Origin of the sequence: Aeromonas sp. 600282 (genome assembly GCF_049175755.1) — a bacterium.
In the GTDB taxonomy this organism is placed as follows: domain Bacteria; phylum Pseudomonadota; class Gammaproteobacteria; order Enterobacterales; family Aeromonadaceae; genus Aeromonas; species Aeromonas veronii_A.
In genome coordinates this window covers 43,422-58,639 of the sequence record NZ_JAAKVR010000011.1, presented here as the reverse complement: position 1 = coordinate 58,639, position 15,218 = coordinate 43,422, and the positions used below count along the sequence as shown (strand labels likewise).

The 15,218-nt window shown below is 59.5% G+C and carries 15 protein-coding genes; 10 read left to right on the top strand and 5 right to left on the bottom strand.

What is annotated here, in order from left to right; translation table 11 throughout:
* Window positions 1-186: 186 nt before the first annotated feature.
* The 3 genes from G5137_RS11920 to pdxY all read left to right on the top strand — a co-directional run bounded on the left by G5137_RS11920 (window position 187) and on the right by pdxY (window position 2,642).
* On the top strand, window positions 187-750 hold the full coding sequence (locus G5137_RS11920) for a VC2662 family protein (RefSeq protein ID WP_319919111.1): 564 nt from the start codon (window positions 187-189) through the stop codon (window positions 748-750).
* 83 nt (window positions 751-833) lie between these two features.
* Window positions 834-1,610, top strand: coding sequence for a DUF429 domain-containing protein (locus G5137_RS11915; RefSeq protein WP_319919110.1), 777 nt, complete (start codon window positions 834-836; stop codon window positions 1,608-1,610).
* 168 nt (window positions 1,611-1,778) lie between these two features.
* On the top strand, window positions 1,779-2,642 hold the full coding sequence (gene pdxY / locus G5137_RS11910) for a pyridoxal kinase PdxY (protein WP_319919109.1): 864 nt from the start codon (window positions 1,779-1,781) through the stop codon (window positions 2,640-2,642).
* Window positions 2,643-2,750: 108 nt separating this feature from the next.
* On the opposite strand, the gene G5137_RS11905 is transcribed toward pdxY, so the two are convergent.
* The 3 genes from G5137_RS11905 to G5137_RS11895 all read right to left on the bottom strand — a co-directional run bounded on the left by G5137_RS11905 (window position 2,751) and on the right by G5137_RS11895 (window position 5,158).
* Complete coding sequence (locus tag G5137_RS11905) at window positions 2,751-3,869, bottom strand: glycerol dehydrogenase (protein ID WP_421255432.1); 1,119 nt, start codon at window positions 3,867-3,869, stop codon at window positions 2,751-2,753.
* A 298-nt stretch (window positions 3,870-4,167) separates the two neighbouring features.
* Window positions 4,168-4,674 carry a GNAT family N-acetyltransferase gene (locus G5137_RS11900; protein WP_107684903.1) on the bottom strand — a complete coding sequence of 169 codons (507 nt, stop codon included), beginning with the start codon at window positions 4,672-4,674 and terminating at the stop codon, window positions 4,168-4,170.
* 91 nt (window positions 4,675-4,765) lie between these two features.
* Window positions 4,766-5,158 (bottom strand): NUDIX hydrolase, encoded by a 393-nt coding sequence (locus G5137_RS11895; RefSeq protein WP_421255431.1) that lies wholly within the window; start codon window positions 5,156-5,158, stop codon window positions 4,766-4,768.
* Window positions 5,159-5,496: 338 nt separating this feature from the next.
* Between G5137_RS11895 and G5137_RS11890 the strand changes: the two genes are divergently transcribed.
* A complete protein-coding gene (locus tag G5137_RS11890) occupies window positions 5,497-6,342 on the top strand; it encodes a DUF5718 family protein (RefSeq protein WP_047438856.1) in 846 nt (281 codons plus the stop codon).
* Window positions 6,343-6,399: 57 nt separating this feature from the next.
* Entirely contained in the window at window positions 6,400-6,840 is a 441-nt protein-coding gene (locus tag G5137_RS11885; protein ID WP_421255430.1) for an acetyltransferase, read from the top strand.
* Between the two features lie 78 nt (window positions 6,841-6,918).
* Here G5137_RS11885 and G5137_RS11880 read toward each other — a convergent pair whose 3' ends face one another.
* A complete protein-coding gene (locus tag G5137_RS11880) occupies window positions 6,919-7,239 on the bottom strand; it encodes a DUF4377 domain-containing protein (protein ID WP_421255429.1) in 321 nt (106 codons plus the stop codon).
* A gap of 92 nt (window positions 7,240-7,331) precedes the next feature.
* A complete protein-coding gene (locus G5137_RS11875; protein WP_421207145.1) occupies window positions 7,332-8,618 on the bottom strand; it encodes a citrate synthase in 1,287 nt (428 codons plus the stop codon).
* 442 nt (window positions 8,619-9,060) lie between these two features.
* Here G5137_RS11875 and sdhC point away from each other — a divergent pair, with 442 nt between their 5' ends.
* From sdhC to sucA, 5 genes are all read left to right on the top strand, one after another.
* Window positions 9,061-9,438, top strand: coding sequence for a succinate dehydrogenase cytochrome b556 subunit (sdhC, locus tag G5137_RS11870; RefSeq protein ID WP_005333571.1), 378 nt, complete (start codon window positions 9,061-9,063; stop codon window positions 9,436-9,438).
* Complete coding sequence (gene sdhD, locus G5137_RS11865; protein WP_005333558.1) at window positions 9,432-9,776, top strand: succinate dehydrogenase, hydrophobic membrane anchor protein; 345 nt, start codon at window positions 9,432-9,434, stop codon at window positions 9,774-9,776. Before sdhC ends, sdhD begins: the two co-directional genes overlap by 7 nt.
* Window position 9,777: 1 nt before the next feature.
* Complete coding sequence (gene sdhA, locus G5137_RS11860; RefSeq protein ID WP_013723668.1) at window positions 9,778-11,544, top strand: succinate dehydrogenase flavoprotein subunit; 1,767 nt, start codon at window positions 9,778-9,780, stop codon at window positions 11,542-11,544.
* Window positions 11,545-11,560: 16 nt separating this feature from the next.
* Window positions 11,561-12,277, top strand: a complete 717-nt coding sequence (locus tag G5137_RS11855; protein ID WP_216953467.1) for a succinate dehydrogenase iron-sulfur subunit — start codon at window positions 11,561-11,563, stop codon at window positions 12,275-12,277.
* Window positions 12,278-12,392: 115 nt separating this feature from the next.
* Window positions 12,393-15,203: a 2-oxoglutarate dehydrogenase E1 component gene (sucA, locus tag G5137_RS11850; RefSeq protein ID WP_421255428.1), complete on the top strand. Its 2,811-nt coding sequence runs from the start codon at window positions 12,393-12,395 to the stop codon at window positions 15,201-15,203.
* Window positions 15,204-15,218 lie beyond the last annotated feature (15 nt).

The window sequence follows — 15,218 nt, the reverse complement described above, 5'->3', positions numbered from 1 at the left end:
GGAAGAGGGGGCACTCGCTGCGAAAAAGTGGCCGATTGTCCTTGAGGTGGCGCTTTCGCAAGACCTGATGGAGAGGTGAGAGGGCCAACCGTGACGTATCGTGACGCACCTCGTCCCTGCTGGTGTGCCCACACTCGCCCCTGACTGTTAGGATCGGGCCACTCTCAATGGCCCAAGGAACTTTCCATGACACTCTCCCGCCTGCTGCTGGCATGCAGCGCCCTTGCTCTGTGCGGTGTCGCGCAGGCCAGTACTCCGGTGCAGGTCTCGCTGCCCGGGGTCAATTTGCCCGCGTCCCATCAGGTGGAAGGGGCGCGTGCCTCGCTGCTCTACGGTCGGACCGGTCAGGTGAAGGGTATTGATCTGCCGATCTTCGCCCTCTCCGATGTGGATCAGTTCAGCGGACTGCAGCTCGGGATCTTCCTGGGGGCCGGTCGGGTGCGCCACCAGTTTGGCGGGGTCGCCATCAATGCCATCAACTGGCATGAAGGGCAGGATACCGGCGTCAATCTGGGGCTGGTCAACCTGACCAACAATGTACAGGGGCTCAACTGGGGGGCGGTCAATATCGCCAAGGGCAATGCGCTGGCCAACGTTGGCTTCGTCAACTATGCCGAGCGTACCACTTTCCAGATTGGCTTTATCAATGCGACCAAGCACCTCGATGGCTTGCAGATCGGGCTGGCCAACTATGCCGCCAACGGCGTGTTCCCCATTCTGCCGCTGGTGAACTTCCAGAAATCGTTCTGAGTGGGCGGTTCGCTTTGCGTTAAGGCCCTCTGCTGATTACCCTGTGCCTCTTGCAACTTGTGACAGGCGAACAGAGGTGATTGATGACGGCAGGGCAGATGAGTGCAATCGGGATCGGCTGGGATGTGCGGGGCTGGCAGGGCAGCGCCCAGGCGGTGGCCGTGGTGGGCTGGCAGGCCGACTCCAACCGCCTGCACTGGATCGGGGTGTCGCCGCTGTTTCGTCTGAGCTCGCGGGTGGCGCCGGATCTGGCCGCTCTGCTGCGTCCCGCCCTGCAAAACGAGCTGACCCTGATGCAGGTAGAAGCCTGCCCGCAACTGGCGCTCGGTATCGATGCGCCGCTCGCTTTTCCCCGCGCCTTGAGGGATCTGCTCAACGGCCAGCCACACAGCTGCGCCGCTCCCGAGCGGGAGATAGATAACCCCTATGCCTATCGCGACTGCGAGCGCTGGTTGTATCAGCAGTACGGCAAGAAGCCGCTGTCGGCCACCTTCGACCGGCTCGGCAACAACGCTACCCTGGCGCTCTCCATGCTGCCGCGGCTCTCGGATCTGCAACTGGTGCCGACCGTTGCCCCGAAGGCCAGTCGCGCCGTGCTGGAGGTCTATCCGGCATTGGCCAAAGTGGGCGGCAAGGCATCCTCGGCACGGCCCGAGCTGGCGGCGCTGCTGCCTGCGGATGTGCAGGTCGGCACCGATCGCTACGATGCGGCGCTCTGCGCCCTGATGGCGCTGCAGTATGCCGCTGGTGGCAAGGTGGCGGTGTTGCCTGAGCTGATTCAGCCCCCCAGCGACATGCCTTGTGATGAGGGATGGGTCTATCACTTTGCCCCTCATGCTGTTGAACGCAACGGGATGTGACGGACGCGGCGCATCATGGCTCCGCTCACCTTGTCGGCGTGGGCCAAATGGCGTAAAAAACCTGTCTTTAGTCAGGAGATTGCCTGTTCATCCCGCGCCAAGGTGGCGCATCGTTATCTTCATCCGATATATTGCCCACCTTGCTGATCCTTTGCTGTGGTATTCCCGATGAAATCCGTTCTCTCTATTCAGTCCCACGTGGTCTTTGGTTGTGCCGGCAACAGCGCGGCCGTCTTCCCCATGCGTCGCCTCGGCATGGATGTATGGCCCATCAACACGGTGCAGTTTTCCAACCACACCCAATATGCCCAGGGGTGGCAGGGAATGGCGATGCCTGCGGGTCATATCAGTGCGCTGGTGAAAGGATTGGGCAATATCGAGGTGTTGAGCCAGTGTGACGCCGTGCTGAGCGGCTACCTTGGTTCTGCCGAGCAGGGGGACGAGATCCTGACCGTGGTCAACGCCGTCAAGGCGGCCAACCCTGATGCCATCTACTTCTGCGACCCCGTGATGGGTCACCCGGAGAAGGGGTGTATCGTCGCTCCTGGCGTCACCCGTTTCCTGACCGAGCAGGCGCTGCCGGTGGCCGACATGATGGCCCCCAACCTGCTGGAGTTGGAGACCCTCTGCGATACCCATCTGGCAGATCTGGATCAGACCCGCTCGGCTGCCCATCAGCTGCTGGCCCGCGGCGTCAAGCTGGTGCTGGTCAAGCATCTCGGTCGTGCGGCGCAGGACTCCAGCCGCTTCGAGATGCTGCTGGCAACGCCGCAAGGGGATTATCTGATTGCCCGTCCGCTCTATGACTTTGCCCGCCAGCCGGTGGGGGTTGGCGATCTTATCAGCGCCCTGATGCTGGCGAATTTGCTTGCTGGTCACGATGCGGTCAGCGCGTTCGAACGCACCAACGCCTCGGTGGATGCGGTGCTGCAGGAGACCTGGCGCCAGCAGGCTTACGAGCTGCAACTCATCGCCGCGCAAGATGCCTTCGCCCTGCCAGAGGTTGAAGTGCGAGCGGTGAAACTCCCCTGAGTCAACGCGGACTTTCGTCTATCCCGACAAGGGGGGGGGGATGCAGATGAAAAAGGCTTGCCAATGGGCAAGCCTTTTTACTGTTTGCTTATTTAGTGCGGCAAGCAATCAGATGCGGGGATGGCGGAGGCGATAACGCTCAGCCATGGCATTGGCCGCTACCATGGCGGCGTAGACATCCTGTTCACTCACTGTCATCGGCATGTTGCCCATGGTATCGAGGGGATCGCAGGCCAGCTGCGCCACCTTGCGCCACTCGCTTTCATCAAAGTGGGTGAGCCCCAGCTCTTGCAGCGTCATGGGCAGACCTGCACAGTCGATGATGCGAAACACCTCATCAAGTTCGTGTTGCGGGGCGCGCTCAAGCACGAGTTGGGTCAGCAGGCCGAAGACTACCTTCTCGCCATGCTGGGCACGATGGAGCTCCGGGATCAGTGACATGCCGTTGTTGACGGCATGAGCGGCGGCCAGTCCACCGGCTTCTGCGCCGACCCCGCTGAGGTAGATGGTGGCCTCGATAACCTGCTCAAGCGCCGGGGTCGGGACATGGTGGCGTATCGCATCCATGGCCAGCTCGATGTTCTCACCAAGCAGCTCGTAACAGAGCTTTGCCAGACCAAGGCCAGTGCGTGAAGGGCGCTTGCCGACCAGATTGAGCCCGTCCGCCCGATAGCAGGCGCGCGCCTCGAAATAGGTGGCCAGGGCATCGCCAACGCCTGCGGAAAAGAAGCGGGGAGGGGCGGCGGCAATGATGGCCGTGTCAGCCAGCACCACGTCCGGATTTTGCGGCAGGAACAGATAGCGCTCAAATTCCCCCGTCTGGTTGTAGATCACCGCCAGCGCCGTGCAGGGGGCATCCGTGGAGGCAATCGTCGGGAACAGCACAACCGGACGGCGCAGATAGAAGGCCACGGCCTTGGCGACATCCAGCGTCTTGCCGCCGCCGATCCCGACAATCACGTTCGCACCATATTGCTCTGCAAGGTGGGTCAGGCGGTGGATCTCCTGTTCGGTGCATTCATAGCGAAACTTGTCGACCACTCCCCTGAGGCCTGCCTGCAGGAGCCCCGCCAAAGCTTCTTCCCGTACCCGCTCCAGAATGAACTCATCGCTGATGAGCAACGCATAGTCACCAAAATCTTTAACGTGCTCATGGAGTTGCGGGAGAAGGTGCTGACCGATGATGAACTTTTTGGGGGAGGTAACTGTACGGGGCAAAGTGGGCATCCATTATTCCTCAAGGCAGTGAACAACATAGATTTGATTATCAAATGGGTCTCTCACGATACGCCTGATGAAGCAATAGATGAAGCAGAAAAGGGGGGTGTTTTAATCATTAATTAATCTTTCTGTTTATTTGGTTGTATTTTGGGGCGAGCGATTGGCGGTGTTGAGGCATACAGGAGCACTGGCCGTATCGTGGCAATCCGTCGCAAGCCAAATTGCTGCAACAAACAGTCACGCGGGCAACAAGCAAGGCCGCTTGGTGCGGCCCTGCTGTATGTGGATAAGAGATAGGGGATGGTTAGAGCGGTTTATAGAAGATGACGGTCGCAGCAAGAGTGCCATCTGCGTTGCGCGCAAAGATCGGGATCTGGCCCGCCTCCAGATAGCCGAGTTGACGATAGAGGTGGGAGGCCACATCACCGGCGCGAGTATCGAGCACCAGCAGCGAACGGCCCGCGGCATGGGCGCCTTGTTCCATTGCCTGCATCAGCGCATGACCGACACCTTTGCCTCTCGCCGTTTGCAGTACCATCAGTTTTTCCACCTCGGCCCGGTGGCGACCGTTGGCCTTGCCACAGAGCGCGAGCTGAACCGCTCCCACGAGCTGTTGTTGCTCAAGGGCAAGCCACAGCTTTCGGTGACCTGCCACAAGATCCGCTTCAACTCCTTGCCAGTAGCGGGTAGATTCCTCCGTGGTCAGCGGCGGTAAAAATCCGACCGAGGCGCCGCTATCGACACAATCTTGCAGCAGGGTGATGAGCGCACTTTGGTAGGTTGCTGCGCTATTAACTTCCACAATGTCCATCTGACATCCTTGTCGTTGCGTTGCTATGTGGCTGATTGCCACCGTTGGTTCATATGAGGTGGGTACGTATGCTCGCCGCGAGTACGGCTTGTCAGCGGATCAGCCCCTGCTCAACCAGCCAGACAAACAGCAGGCAGGAGACGGGGGAGAGCTTATCGAGGTGAGAGCTGTCGAGCCAGCGCAGTTCGGCAACTTCTGCCGAGGCGATCGGGGTGCCGCTCGCTTCGCCGGTGTAACAGCGCAGTCGCACCTCGACTCCTGCCGGTTTGCCATCGGCCTGGGCGCTGAACTCGCAGGCAAAGCGCAGGGTATCGGGCTGCAGGGTGACAGCCAGCTCCTCCTCAATCTCGCGGATCAGCGCCACCTCGTCGCTCTCGCCCGGTTCCCGCTTGCCGCCCGGGATGTAATAGATGCCCTTGCCGTGGGAGCGGGCGCAGAGCAGTTGCTGATCTTTAAAGGTGAGCCAGGCGAGTTTGTCGATCATCTGTTTTCTCTCCAATGGGGTTGCCGTGATGAGCAGTGGCGCACTCAAGCGCACAGTTGTTTTGCATGCCGGCAGCCTAACAAAGATGAAGTTGAGTCCCAAGGAGAAAGAGGGGAGATGCCGGAAACGCACTGTTTCCAGCGCGGTGACCGCGTAGCTGAATGAGTGCGCAATGGCTGGTTCACCACAGCCTTCTCGTCCCTAAAAAAGCGGACTGGCGCACATCACTACAGGGCCGGACTGGGCGAAGGCGGGGTCCTTGTGGTTTAATCTTGCCACTTTAGCGGTAGTGGGCGACGAGCCTGCTACCTTGCGTTGGCAAGATGCAGGTGAGCAAGATGCAGATAGCAGCAGAGAGCAAGTTTATCGGACTCGGGGTCGCGGGCAATTTCGCCGGTCATCTGGAGCAGGCGGGTGAAGCGTCGGACTTCGTAGCGGTCGTGGTGCGCGATACCACGGCGCCCAAGGCGCTGTTCCCCTTCTTCGTGCCGGGCCATCCGGGTCAGCTTGGGGTATTCCCGTTGAGCGACAAGGCGATCTTCCTGCCGGAAGCGGCGGTCAGTGGTGACGAGAAGGTGCAGATCGAGCCGGAAGTAGCCCTCTGGTGCGAGCTGGAGTATGCCGGCAAGCAGGTGGTGGCGATCCATCCCCGCGCCTTTGGTGCCTATAACGACTGTTCCATCCGCCGTCCCAACGCCAAGAAGATCAGCGAGAAGAAGAACTGGGGCGAAGAGAGCAAGGGGTTGGCGGCCAACCTGCTGCCGCTTTCCGGTTTTGCCGCCGGTTGCGAGCTCGATGACTATCGTATCGCCTGCTATCTGGAGCGCGATGGCGAGCTGCACGCCTACGGGGTAGACAGCGCCGCCATCGACTACAGCTACTTCCACGGCAAGCTGCTCGACTGGGCCATCGACAAGTTCAATCATCAGCAGGATGAAGGGCCGGCGGAGCACATTCAGGGACTGCTGGCGCAGGCGGGACATCCTCCCCATGCGCTCATCAGTATCGGTGCCACCCGCTATACCCCGTTTGGCGAGACCCACTTCCTCAAACCGGGCGACACCTCCTGCGTGGTGGTGTACCCAGGCAGCCGTTATAGCGAAGCGGATATTCGCGAGGCGATCCGCAGCCGCAACTTTGGCGCTGATATGTCGGTGCTGCTGCAGGCGGTGCAGGCGCGCTAATCACCGTTGCCAGCGGGAAGGTGTCTCTTCCCGCTGGTTATCATATCGAGTTATTTCATGACGATTGTTCCGGTATCCCGGGCCGATTATCCGGCCCTGATCGCGCTGTGGGAGGCCTCGGTGCGGGCGACCCACCACTTCCTGCCCGAGGCCGAGATCCTGGCGCTTAAACCGCTTATTCTGGAGCACTACTTCGATGCGGTGACACTGCACAGTGCCCGCACAGAAGAGGGGCAGATTACGGGTTTTAGCGGAGTGTACGAGGGCAAGCTGGAGATGCTGTTTGTGGCTCCCGAGGCGCGCGGCAGTGGCGTGGGGCGTTTGCTGGTGGCCCATGCCATCACGCAGGGCGGCGCGACGCTGGTTGACGTCAACGAGCAGAACGAGCAGGCGGTGGGCTTCTATCTGAAGATGGGATTCACCGTGACGGGTCGCTCGCCGCTGGATGGTCAGGGTAAACCCTATCCCTTGCTGCATATGGCGCTGGCGCCGACCTGATCGTGCCTGATGAGGCGCAGTACCCATAAACCAACGGGGGATGGCATCAGCCATCCCCCGTTTTTTTGATCGTGTTTGTTACTTGCTGGCGACCTTGTTCACTACCTTGATCAGCTGATAGCGCACGGAGGGGGCATCGGCCGGCACATCGGTGAGCTGCTCCTTGCTGACAGTGAGCTGGTAGCGATAGCCAGGCTCGAACTGGAAACCTTCGATATTCTGGTAGAACAGCGTCCAGGGCTGCTGCTCATCACTGCGAACCTGCATGCACTGCATCGGGCCAACCCCGACGCAATCGACCAACTGGCTGTTGATATAGAGGGTCTCCCCCTGTGACGGGGCGGGGGTGCTCTGGCAGGCGGTCAGCAGCAAGGTTGCGCTGATAAACAGTGGTTTCATAATGGACTCCTTAACGCGAAAGGGGGCATTAGAGCGGCAAACAAAAAGGCGGTCAATGACCGCCTTTGTAACAAACCATATCAGCGCAGTGGTTAGCGCTGCTCGAGCGGAGTGAACTCGCGCAGCGGGTGACCTACGTAGAGCTGGCGTGGGCGACCAATCTTGCTGTCCGGGTCTGAGTGGAACTCGTTCCAGTGGGCAATCCAGCCGATGGTACGGGAGATGGCGAAGATCACGGTGAACATGTTCATCGGGATACCGATCGCCTTCATGATGATACCGGAGTAGAAGTCCACGTTCGGGTAGAGTTTCTTCTCGATGAAGTAGGGGTCGGAGAGCGCGATGCGCTCCAGCTCCATGGCCACGTCCAGCAGCGGATCCTTGATCTGCAGCTCGGTCAGTACTTCGTGGCAGGTTTCGCGCATCACGGTGGCACGAGGGTCATGGTTCTTGTAGACACGGTGACCGAAGCCCATCAGACGGAACGGATCGTTCTTGTCCTTGGCCTTGGCGATGTACTCGGGGATGCGATCCACCGAGCCTACTTCCTCCAGCATGCGCAGGCAGGCTTCGTTGGCACCACCATGGGCCGGACCCCACAGGGAGGCGATACCTGCGGCGATACAGGCAAACGGGTTGGCACCGGAGGAGCCAGCCAGACGGACGGTTGAGGTGGAGGCGTTCTGCTCGTGATCCGCATGCAGGGTAAAGATGCGGTCCATGGCGCGTTCGACCACCGGATTGACCTTGTACTCCTCGGTCGGTACCGCAAACATCATATGCAGGAAGTTGCCTGCATAGGAGAGGGCGTTGCGCGGATGCATGAACGGCTGGCCGATGGAGTACTTGTAACACATGGCCGCCAGGGTCGGCATCTTGGAGATGAGGCGGAAGGCGCAGATCTCGCGGTGCTGTTCGTTGTTGATGTCCAGGGCGTCGTGATAGAAGGCAGAGAGTGCGCCCACCACACCACACATGATGGCCATGGGGTGGGAGTCACGACGGAAGCCGCGGAAGAAAAAGGCAATCTGCTCGTGCACCATGGTATGGCGGGTCACGGTACGCTGGAAATCGGCAAACTGTGCCTTGGTGGGCGCCTCGCCGTAGAGCAGGATATAGCAGACTTCGAGGTAGTTGGACTCTTTGGCCAACTGGGCGATGGGGTAGCCACGGTGCAGCAAGACACCCTGATCCCCGTCAATGTAGGTGATGGCAGATTTGCAAGAACCGGTCGCCATAAAGCCCGGGTCAAAGGTGAAATACCCTTGCCCACCCAGCTTTCTAACATCGACAACATCCGGTCCAACGGTTCCAGAGAGGATCGGCAGTTCAACCGGATCTTTCCCGGGCAGGTGTAGGGTGGCTATCTTATCAGCCATAGCACGTCTCCTTTGCTCTTTATAATTTGGTTCCAGTCCTACTCTATTACGACTTTTATGACGCTGGCAAAGGTTGTTACCCATACCGAGGTGGCTGGAGCGCCTTATTTGAAACAGAGTTCCTTATCAATGTCAATTTTGCTGGAACCCCATTAATGGCATTAATGAAATGTTAAATTAAATATGCGATCGAGTTTGCGGTTTTGTGTTTTCTTTGTAGCTAATTGATTGTCTTCGGTTAAGGCCGCCGATATACTGCGCCACGTGGGTCATGGCTGCGGGTGTTTGAAACGCTTTGGCAAAGCCTGATGTGAAACCGAAAACTCGCGTTTTGGCTTTTTCAGAGTGTTTTGGTAACAAAAAACCAACAATCACCATTCCGTGCCCTCAAGTGTGAGTTAAAACAATAACTAACGTGCTCAATGGAGCTGAGTGGGCAAGCGTGAAAAACAAACAGAGACCGGTCAACCTCGACCTACAGACGATCAGCTTTCCTGTCACTGCCATTGCATCCATCCTGCACCGTGTTTCAGGGGTCATTACCTTTGTTGCACTGGGCATCTTGCTGTGGATGCTTGGTACTTCACTCGCCTCTCCCGAAGGGTTTGAAACCGTGGTTGCCATCATGGACAACTTCCTGGTCAAACTCGTGCTGTGGGGGATCCTGACTGCGCTGGCATACCACATTGTGGGCGGCTTGCGTCATCTGGTCATGGATATGGGCTATTGGGAAGAGCTGGAATCCGGCAATCAGAGCGCCCGCGTGGCCTTCGTGATCACCGCGATCCTGGCTGTATTGGCGGGAGTGCTTGTATGGTAACCAATTCTGCAACCTTCGGGCGCAGCGGCGTTCACGATTACATCCTGATCCGCGCCACCGCCCTCATCATGACCTGTTATGTCCTCTATCTGGTGGGCTTTGTCGCGTTCAACGACATCACCTACGAGGTGTGGGCAGGCTTCTTCGCCAAAACATTCACCAAGGTATTCACCCTGTTGACCCTGCTCTGCGTACTGATCCACGCCTGGATTGGTCTGTGGCAGGTGCTGACTGACTATATCAAGCCGGTAGGGCTGCGCGGGGCGCTGCAATTTGCCCTGGTCGTGGTGCTGTTTGTCTATCTGATGACGGGTTTCGTCGTGCTGTGGGGTGTGTAAGGTGACTATTCCAACTCGTGAATTTGATGCGGTGGTGATTGGTGCCGGTGGTGCCGGTATGCGCGCCGCGCTGCAGATTGCCCAGTCCGGCAAGAGCTGCGCTCTGTTGTCCAAGGTTTTTCCAACCCGTTCTCACACTGTTTCCGCCCAGGGCGGGATCACGGTTGCGCTGGGCAATGCCCACGATGACAACTGGCAGTGGCATATGTATGACACGGTAAAAGGTTCCGATTACATCGGTGATCAGGAAGCCATCGAGTACATGTGCAAAACCGGTCCCGAGGCTATCTATGAGCTGGAGAACATGGGGCTGCCCTTCTCCCGTTTCGATAACGGGTCTGTCTACCAGCGTCCGTTTGGTGGTCAGTCCAAGAATTTCGGTGGCGAGCAGGCCGCTCGTACCGCAGCGGCCGCCGACCGTACCGGTCACGCCCTGCTGCACACCCTTTACCAACAGAACGTCAAGAACAAGACCACCGTCTTCTCCGAGTGGTATGCGCTGGATCTGGTGAAAAACCAGGATGGCCACGTGGTGGGTTGTACCGCCATCGATATGGAGAGCGGTGAAGTGGTCTACTTCAAGGCCAAGGCCACCGTGCTGGCGACTGGCGGTGCCGGTCGTATCTACCAGTCCACCACCAATGCCCACATCAACACAGGTGACGGCGTCGGTATGGCGCTGCGTGCCGGCGTCGGCGTGCAGGATATGGAGATGTGGCAGTTCCACCCGACCGGCATCGCCGGGGCAGGGGTGCTGGTAACCGAAGGCTGCCGTGGTGAAGGTGGCTATCTGCTCAATAAAGATGGCGAGCGCTTCATGGAGCGTTACGCGCCAAATGCCAAGGACTTGGCCGGTCGCGACGTGGTGGCCCGCTCCATCATGATCGAGATCCGTGAAGGCCGTGGCTGCGATGGTCCCTGGGGCCCGCACATCAAGCTCAAGCTGGACCACCTCGGCAAAGAGGTGCTGGAATCCCGTCTGCCGGGCATCTGCGAACTCTCCCGCACCTTCGCCCACGTGGATCCGGTCAAAGAGCCGATCCCGATCATCCCGACCTGCCACTACATGATGGGCGGCGTGCCGACCAACGTGAATGGCCAGTGCCTGACCCAAGACAAGAACGGCAACGATGTGCCGGTGGTCGGTCTGTTTGCGGTGGGCGAGATTGCCTGCGTCTCGGTGCACGGCGCCAACCGTCTGGGTGGCAACTCCCTGCTGGATCTGGTGGTGTTCGGCCGCGCGGCCGGCATGCATCTGGTCAACACTCTGGGCGAGATGGAACATGGTCGCGATGCCTCTGAGTCGGATCTGGATGCCGCACTGGCCCGCTTCAACCGCTGGGAAAATTGCCGTGACGGGGAAGACCCGGTGCAGATCCGCAAAGACCTGCAGCGCTGCATGCAGAACAACTTCTCCGTGTTCCGCGAAGGGGCTGCGATGGCAGAGGGGCTGGCCGAGCTCAAGGTTATCCGCGAGCGCCTCAAGTCAGCCCGTCTGGATGACACCTCCAAAGAGTTCAACACCCAGCGCATCGAGTGCTTGGAGCTGGACAACCTGATGGAGACGGCGTTTGCCACGGCGGTTGCCGCCAACTTCCGTACCGAGAGTCGCGGTGCTCACTGCCGCTTCGACTTCCCGGATCGCGACGATGAGAACTGGCTGTGCCACAGCCTCTATCATCCGGACACCGAGTCCATGACCCGTCGTGCTGTCAACATGTCACCCAAGACCCGTGAGGCGTTCCCGCCCAAGGTTCGGACTTACTGATTGCGGAGCCAGCCCTATGAACGTCACATTCTCTGTCTACAGATACAATCCGGATGTTGATAACGTCCCCCATATGAAGGATTATCATCTTGATATTCCTGAAGGTTCCGACATGATGGTGCTCGATGCACTGATCCAGTTGAAAGAGCTGGATCCCACGCTCGCCTTCCGCCGCTCCTGCCGCGAAGGGGTTTGTGGATCTGACGGTCTCAACATGAATGGCAAGAACGGTCTTGCCTGCATCACCCCGCTCTCCGATTTGCTGAAGAAGGGCAACAAGGTCGTTATCCGCCCCTTGCCCGGCCTGCCGGTGATCCGTGATCTGGTGATCGACATGACCCAGTTCTACACCCAGTGGGAGAAGGTCAAACCCTTCCTCATCAATGAAGACAAGTTGCCGCCGGTGCGTGAGCACCTGCAATCCCCCGAAGAGCGTGCCAAGCTGGATGGCCTGTACGAGTGTATTCTTTGTGCCTGCTGCTCCACCTCTTGCCCCTCCTTCTGGTGGAACCCCGACAAGTTCATCGGTCCGGCCGGGCTGCTTGCCGCCTACCGCTGGCTGGCTGACAGCCGCGACACCGCGACCACCGAACGGCTGGGTAATCTGGACGACGCCTTCAGCGTGTTCCGCTGCCACGGCATCATGAACTGCGTGAACGTCTGTCCGAAAGGCTTGAACCCGACCAAGGCGATTGGCCAGATCAAGTCGATGTTGCTCAATCGGGCTGTTTAGTATTTGGGCCGGCCCTGTGCTGGCCCGACTTCCGGATAGCCATCCCACCCGTGGCAGGATGGCTGTTTGAACCCTACAAGCTGCGTAGCAGTAACAAGAAGTACAAGGGATAGAAATGCATAACGGCGTGATGAAGGCCTGGTTGGAGTCATCTCACCTGGCTGGTGCGAATGCAAGCTATATCGAGGATTTGTACGAATCCTTCCTGGAAAATCCTGACTCCGTGTCCGACGAGTGGCGCAGCCTGTTTAGCGAGCTGCCCCAGGTCAATGGCCATGCGGTTGAACAACCCCACTCCCAGGTCCGCGATTATTTCCGTCGTCTGGCCAAGGATCCCTCTCGCTACAGTGCCCCCGTCTCCGATCCGCAAGTGGATGCCAAGCAGGTGCGGGTATTGCAGCTGATCAACGCCTTCCGTTTCCGTGGTCACCAGAATGCCAATCTGGACCCGCTGGGCCTGTGGCAGCGTGAAACCGTTGCCGAACTGGATCCTGCGTTTCACAACCTGCAGGGCGCAGATATGGAGGCCACCTTCAATGTGGGCTCCTACGCCATCGGTCGCGAGACCATGGTGCTCTCCGACCTCTACGCCTCGCTGAAGAAGACCTATTGCGGCTCCATCGGCGCCGACTACATGCACCTCACCTCCACGGAAGAGAAGCGCTGGCTGCAACAGCGTCTCGAATCCATTGAAGGGAAGGGGAGCTACACCCTCGAAGAGAAGACCCGTTTCCTCGAGAGCCTGACCGCTGCCGAAGGGCTGGAGAAATATCTGGGCGCCAAGTTCCCGGGAGCCAAGCGCTTCTCGCTGGAAGGTGGCGACGCCATGATCCCCATGCTCAAGGAGCTGATCCGTCGCGCCGGTGAGCAGGGCTGCAAAGAGGCCGTTATCGGTATGGCCCACCGCGGTCGCCTCAACGTGCTGATCAACGTGCTGGGCAAGCGCGCTCAGGATCTGTTCGACGAGTTTGCCGGCAAGCATGGCGAATCCTGGGGTACCGGTGATGTGAAGTACCACATGGGCTTCTCCTCCGACTTCGCCACCCCGGGTGGCAACGTCCACCTGGCGCTGGCGTTCAACCCCTCTCACCTCGAGATCGTCAACCCTGTGGTCATCGGCTCGGTCCGTGCCCGGATGGATCGTCGCGGTGACAAGGATGGCTCCAGCGTGTTGCCCATCACCATTCACGGTGACTCGGCCATGGCCGGTCAGGGCGTGGTGGCCGAGACCTTCAACATGTCCCAGACCCGTGCCTATGGTGTCGGCGGGACGGTGCGCATCGTCATCAACAACCAGGTTGGTTTCACCACCTCCTATATCCGTGACCTGCGTTCCACCGAATATTGCACCGACATCGCCAAGGCGGTGCAGGCGCCGGTGCTGCACGTCAACGGGGATGATCCGGAAGCCGTGGTGCTGGTGACCCAGATTGCACTGGATTACCGCAACACCTTCAAACGCGACGTGGTGATCGAGCTGGTCTGCTACCGTCGTCACGGTCACAACGAAGCGGACGAGCCGAGCGCCACCCAGCCGCTGATGTACCAGAAGATCAAGCAGCACCCGACCCCGCGCAAGATCTACGCCGATCAGCTGGTGGCCGAGGGGAGCCTCGCTCAGGAGCGGGCGACCGAACTGGTCAACGAGTATCGCGAAGCGCTGGATCGCGGTGAGCGGGTGAGCAAAGAGTGGCGGCCGATGGAGCTGCACTCCGTCGACTGGACCCCTTATCTGGGCCACGACTGGAACATGGCCTATGAGAGTGCCGTGCCGATGGATCACCTCAAGAGCCTCGGCGAGCGGGTGAGCCAGTATCCGGCGACCCACGTGCTGCAGCGTCAGGTCGAGAAAATTTATGAAGACCGCCGTCTGATGGCCGCTGGCGAGAAGCTGGTGGATTGGGGCTTTGCCGAGACCCTGGCCTACGCCACTCTGGTGGACAAGGGGTCCCGCATCCGCTTTACCGGTGAAGATTCCGGCCGTGGCACCTTCTTCCACCGCCACGCCGTGCTGCACAGCCAGACCGATGCCAGCACCTACACTCCGCTGTGCAACCTGCACGACGAGCAAGGCCCGTTCGAGGTATATGACTCTGTGCTGACCGAGAACGCGGTACTGGCCTTTGAATATGGTTACGCCAGCGCCGAGCCGGCTGGCCTCACCATCTGGGAAGCCCAGTTCGGCGATTTCGCCAACTGTGCCCAGGTAGTGGTGGATCAGTTCCTCTCCTCTGGTGAGCAGAAGTGGGGCCGGATGTGCGGCCTGACCATGTTGCTGCCGCACGGTTACGAGGGGCAGGGGCCGGAGCACTCCTCCGCCCGTCTGGAGCGTTATCTGCAGATGTGCGCTCAGCACAACATGCAGGTGTGCGTACCCTCAACCCCGGCTCAGGTATTCCACATGCTGCGCCGTCAGGTCGTGCGCCCGATGCGCCGTCCGCTTATCGTGATGACGCCCAAATCCCTGCTGCGCCACCCGCTGGCGGTCAGCAAGCTCGAAGAGCTGGCAGAAGGCACCTTCCAGAACGCCATTGGCGAGATCGACGCGCTGGATCCGAAAGCGGTCAAGCGGGTGGTCTTCTGCTCCGGCAAGGTTTACTACGACCTGCTCGAAGCCCGTCGCAAGGCGGAGCAGCAAGATGTGGCACTGGTGCGAATTGAGCAGCTCTACCCCTTCCCGGAAGAGGAAGTGCGAGCCATTCTGGCCGATTACAGCCACGTCACCGATTTTGTCTGGTGTCAGGAAGAGCCGCAAAACCAGGGCGCCTGGTACTGCACCCGTCACAACTACGATGACGTGCTGCCGACCGGAGCCACCCTGCGTTATGCCGGTCGTCCGGCGTCCGCCTCGCCGGCGGTTGGTTACATGTCTGTCCACGCCAAGCAGCAGAAAGCCTTGGTGGAAGATGCCCTTACTCTGGCCTAAGCCCTGAACAAGAAG

What these genes read in the sequence shown, in the direction of transcription:
- G5137_RS11905 (WP_421255432.1), bottom strand. Translation starts at nt 3,869, where the DNA reads ATGCCCACTTTGCCCCGTACAGTTACCTCCCCCAAAAAGTTCATCATC.
- G5137_RS11880 (WP_421255429.1), bottom strand. Translation starts at nt 7,239, where the DNA reads ATGAAACCACTGTTTATCAGCGCAACCTTGCTGCTGACCGCCTGCCAG.
- sucA (WP_421255428.1), top strand. Translation starts at nt 12,393, where the DNA reads ATGCATAACGGCGTGATGAAGGCCTGGTTGGAGTCATCTCACCTGGCT.
- G5137_RS11895 (WP_421255431.1), bottom strand. Translation starts at nt 5,158, where the DNA reads ATGATCGACAAACTCGCCTGGCTCACCTTTAAAGATCAGCAACTGCTC.
- G5137_RS11900 (WP_107684903.1), bottom strand. Translation starts at nt 4,674, where the DNA reads ATGGACATTGTGGAAGTTAATAGCGCAGCAACCTACCAAAGTGCGCTC.
- G5137_RS11915 (WP_319919110.1), top strand. Translation starts at nt 834, where the DNA reads ATGACGGCAGGGCAGATGAGTGCAATCGGGATCGGCTGGGATGTGCGG.
- G5137_RS11920 (WP_319919111.1), top strand. Translation starts at nt 187, where the DNA reads ATGACACTCTCCCGCCTGCTGCTGGCATGCAGCGCCCTTGCTCTGTGC.
- pdxY (WP_319919109.1), top strand. Translation starts at nt 1,779, where the DNA reads ATGAAATCCGTTCTCTCTATTCAGTCCCACGTGGTCTTTGGTTGTGCC.
- G5137_RS11875 (WP_421207145.1), bottom strand. Translation starts at nt 8,618, where the DNA reads ATGGCTGATAAGATAGCCACCCTACACCTGCCCGGGAAAGATCCGGTT.
- G5137_RS11885 (WP_421255430.1), top strand. Translation starts at nt 6,400, where the DNA reads ATGACGATTGTTCCGGTATCCCGGGCCGATTATCCGGCCCTGATCGCG.
- G5137_RS11855 (WP_216953467.1), top strand. Translation starts at nt 11,561, where the DNA reads ATGAACGTCACATTCTCTGTCTACAGATACAATCCGGATGTTGATAAC.
- G5137_RS11890 (WP_047438856.1), top strand. Translation starts at nt 5,497, where the DNA reads ATGCAGATAGCAGCAGAGAGCAAGTTTATCGGACTCGGGGTCGCGGGC.
- sdhD (WP_005333558.1), top strand. Translation starts at nt 9,432, where the DNA reads ATGGTAACCAATTCTGCAACCTTCGGGCGCAGCGGCGTTCACGATTAC.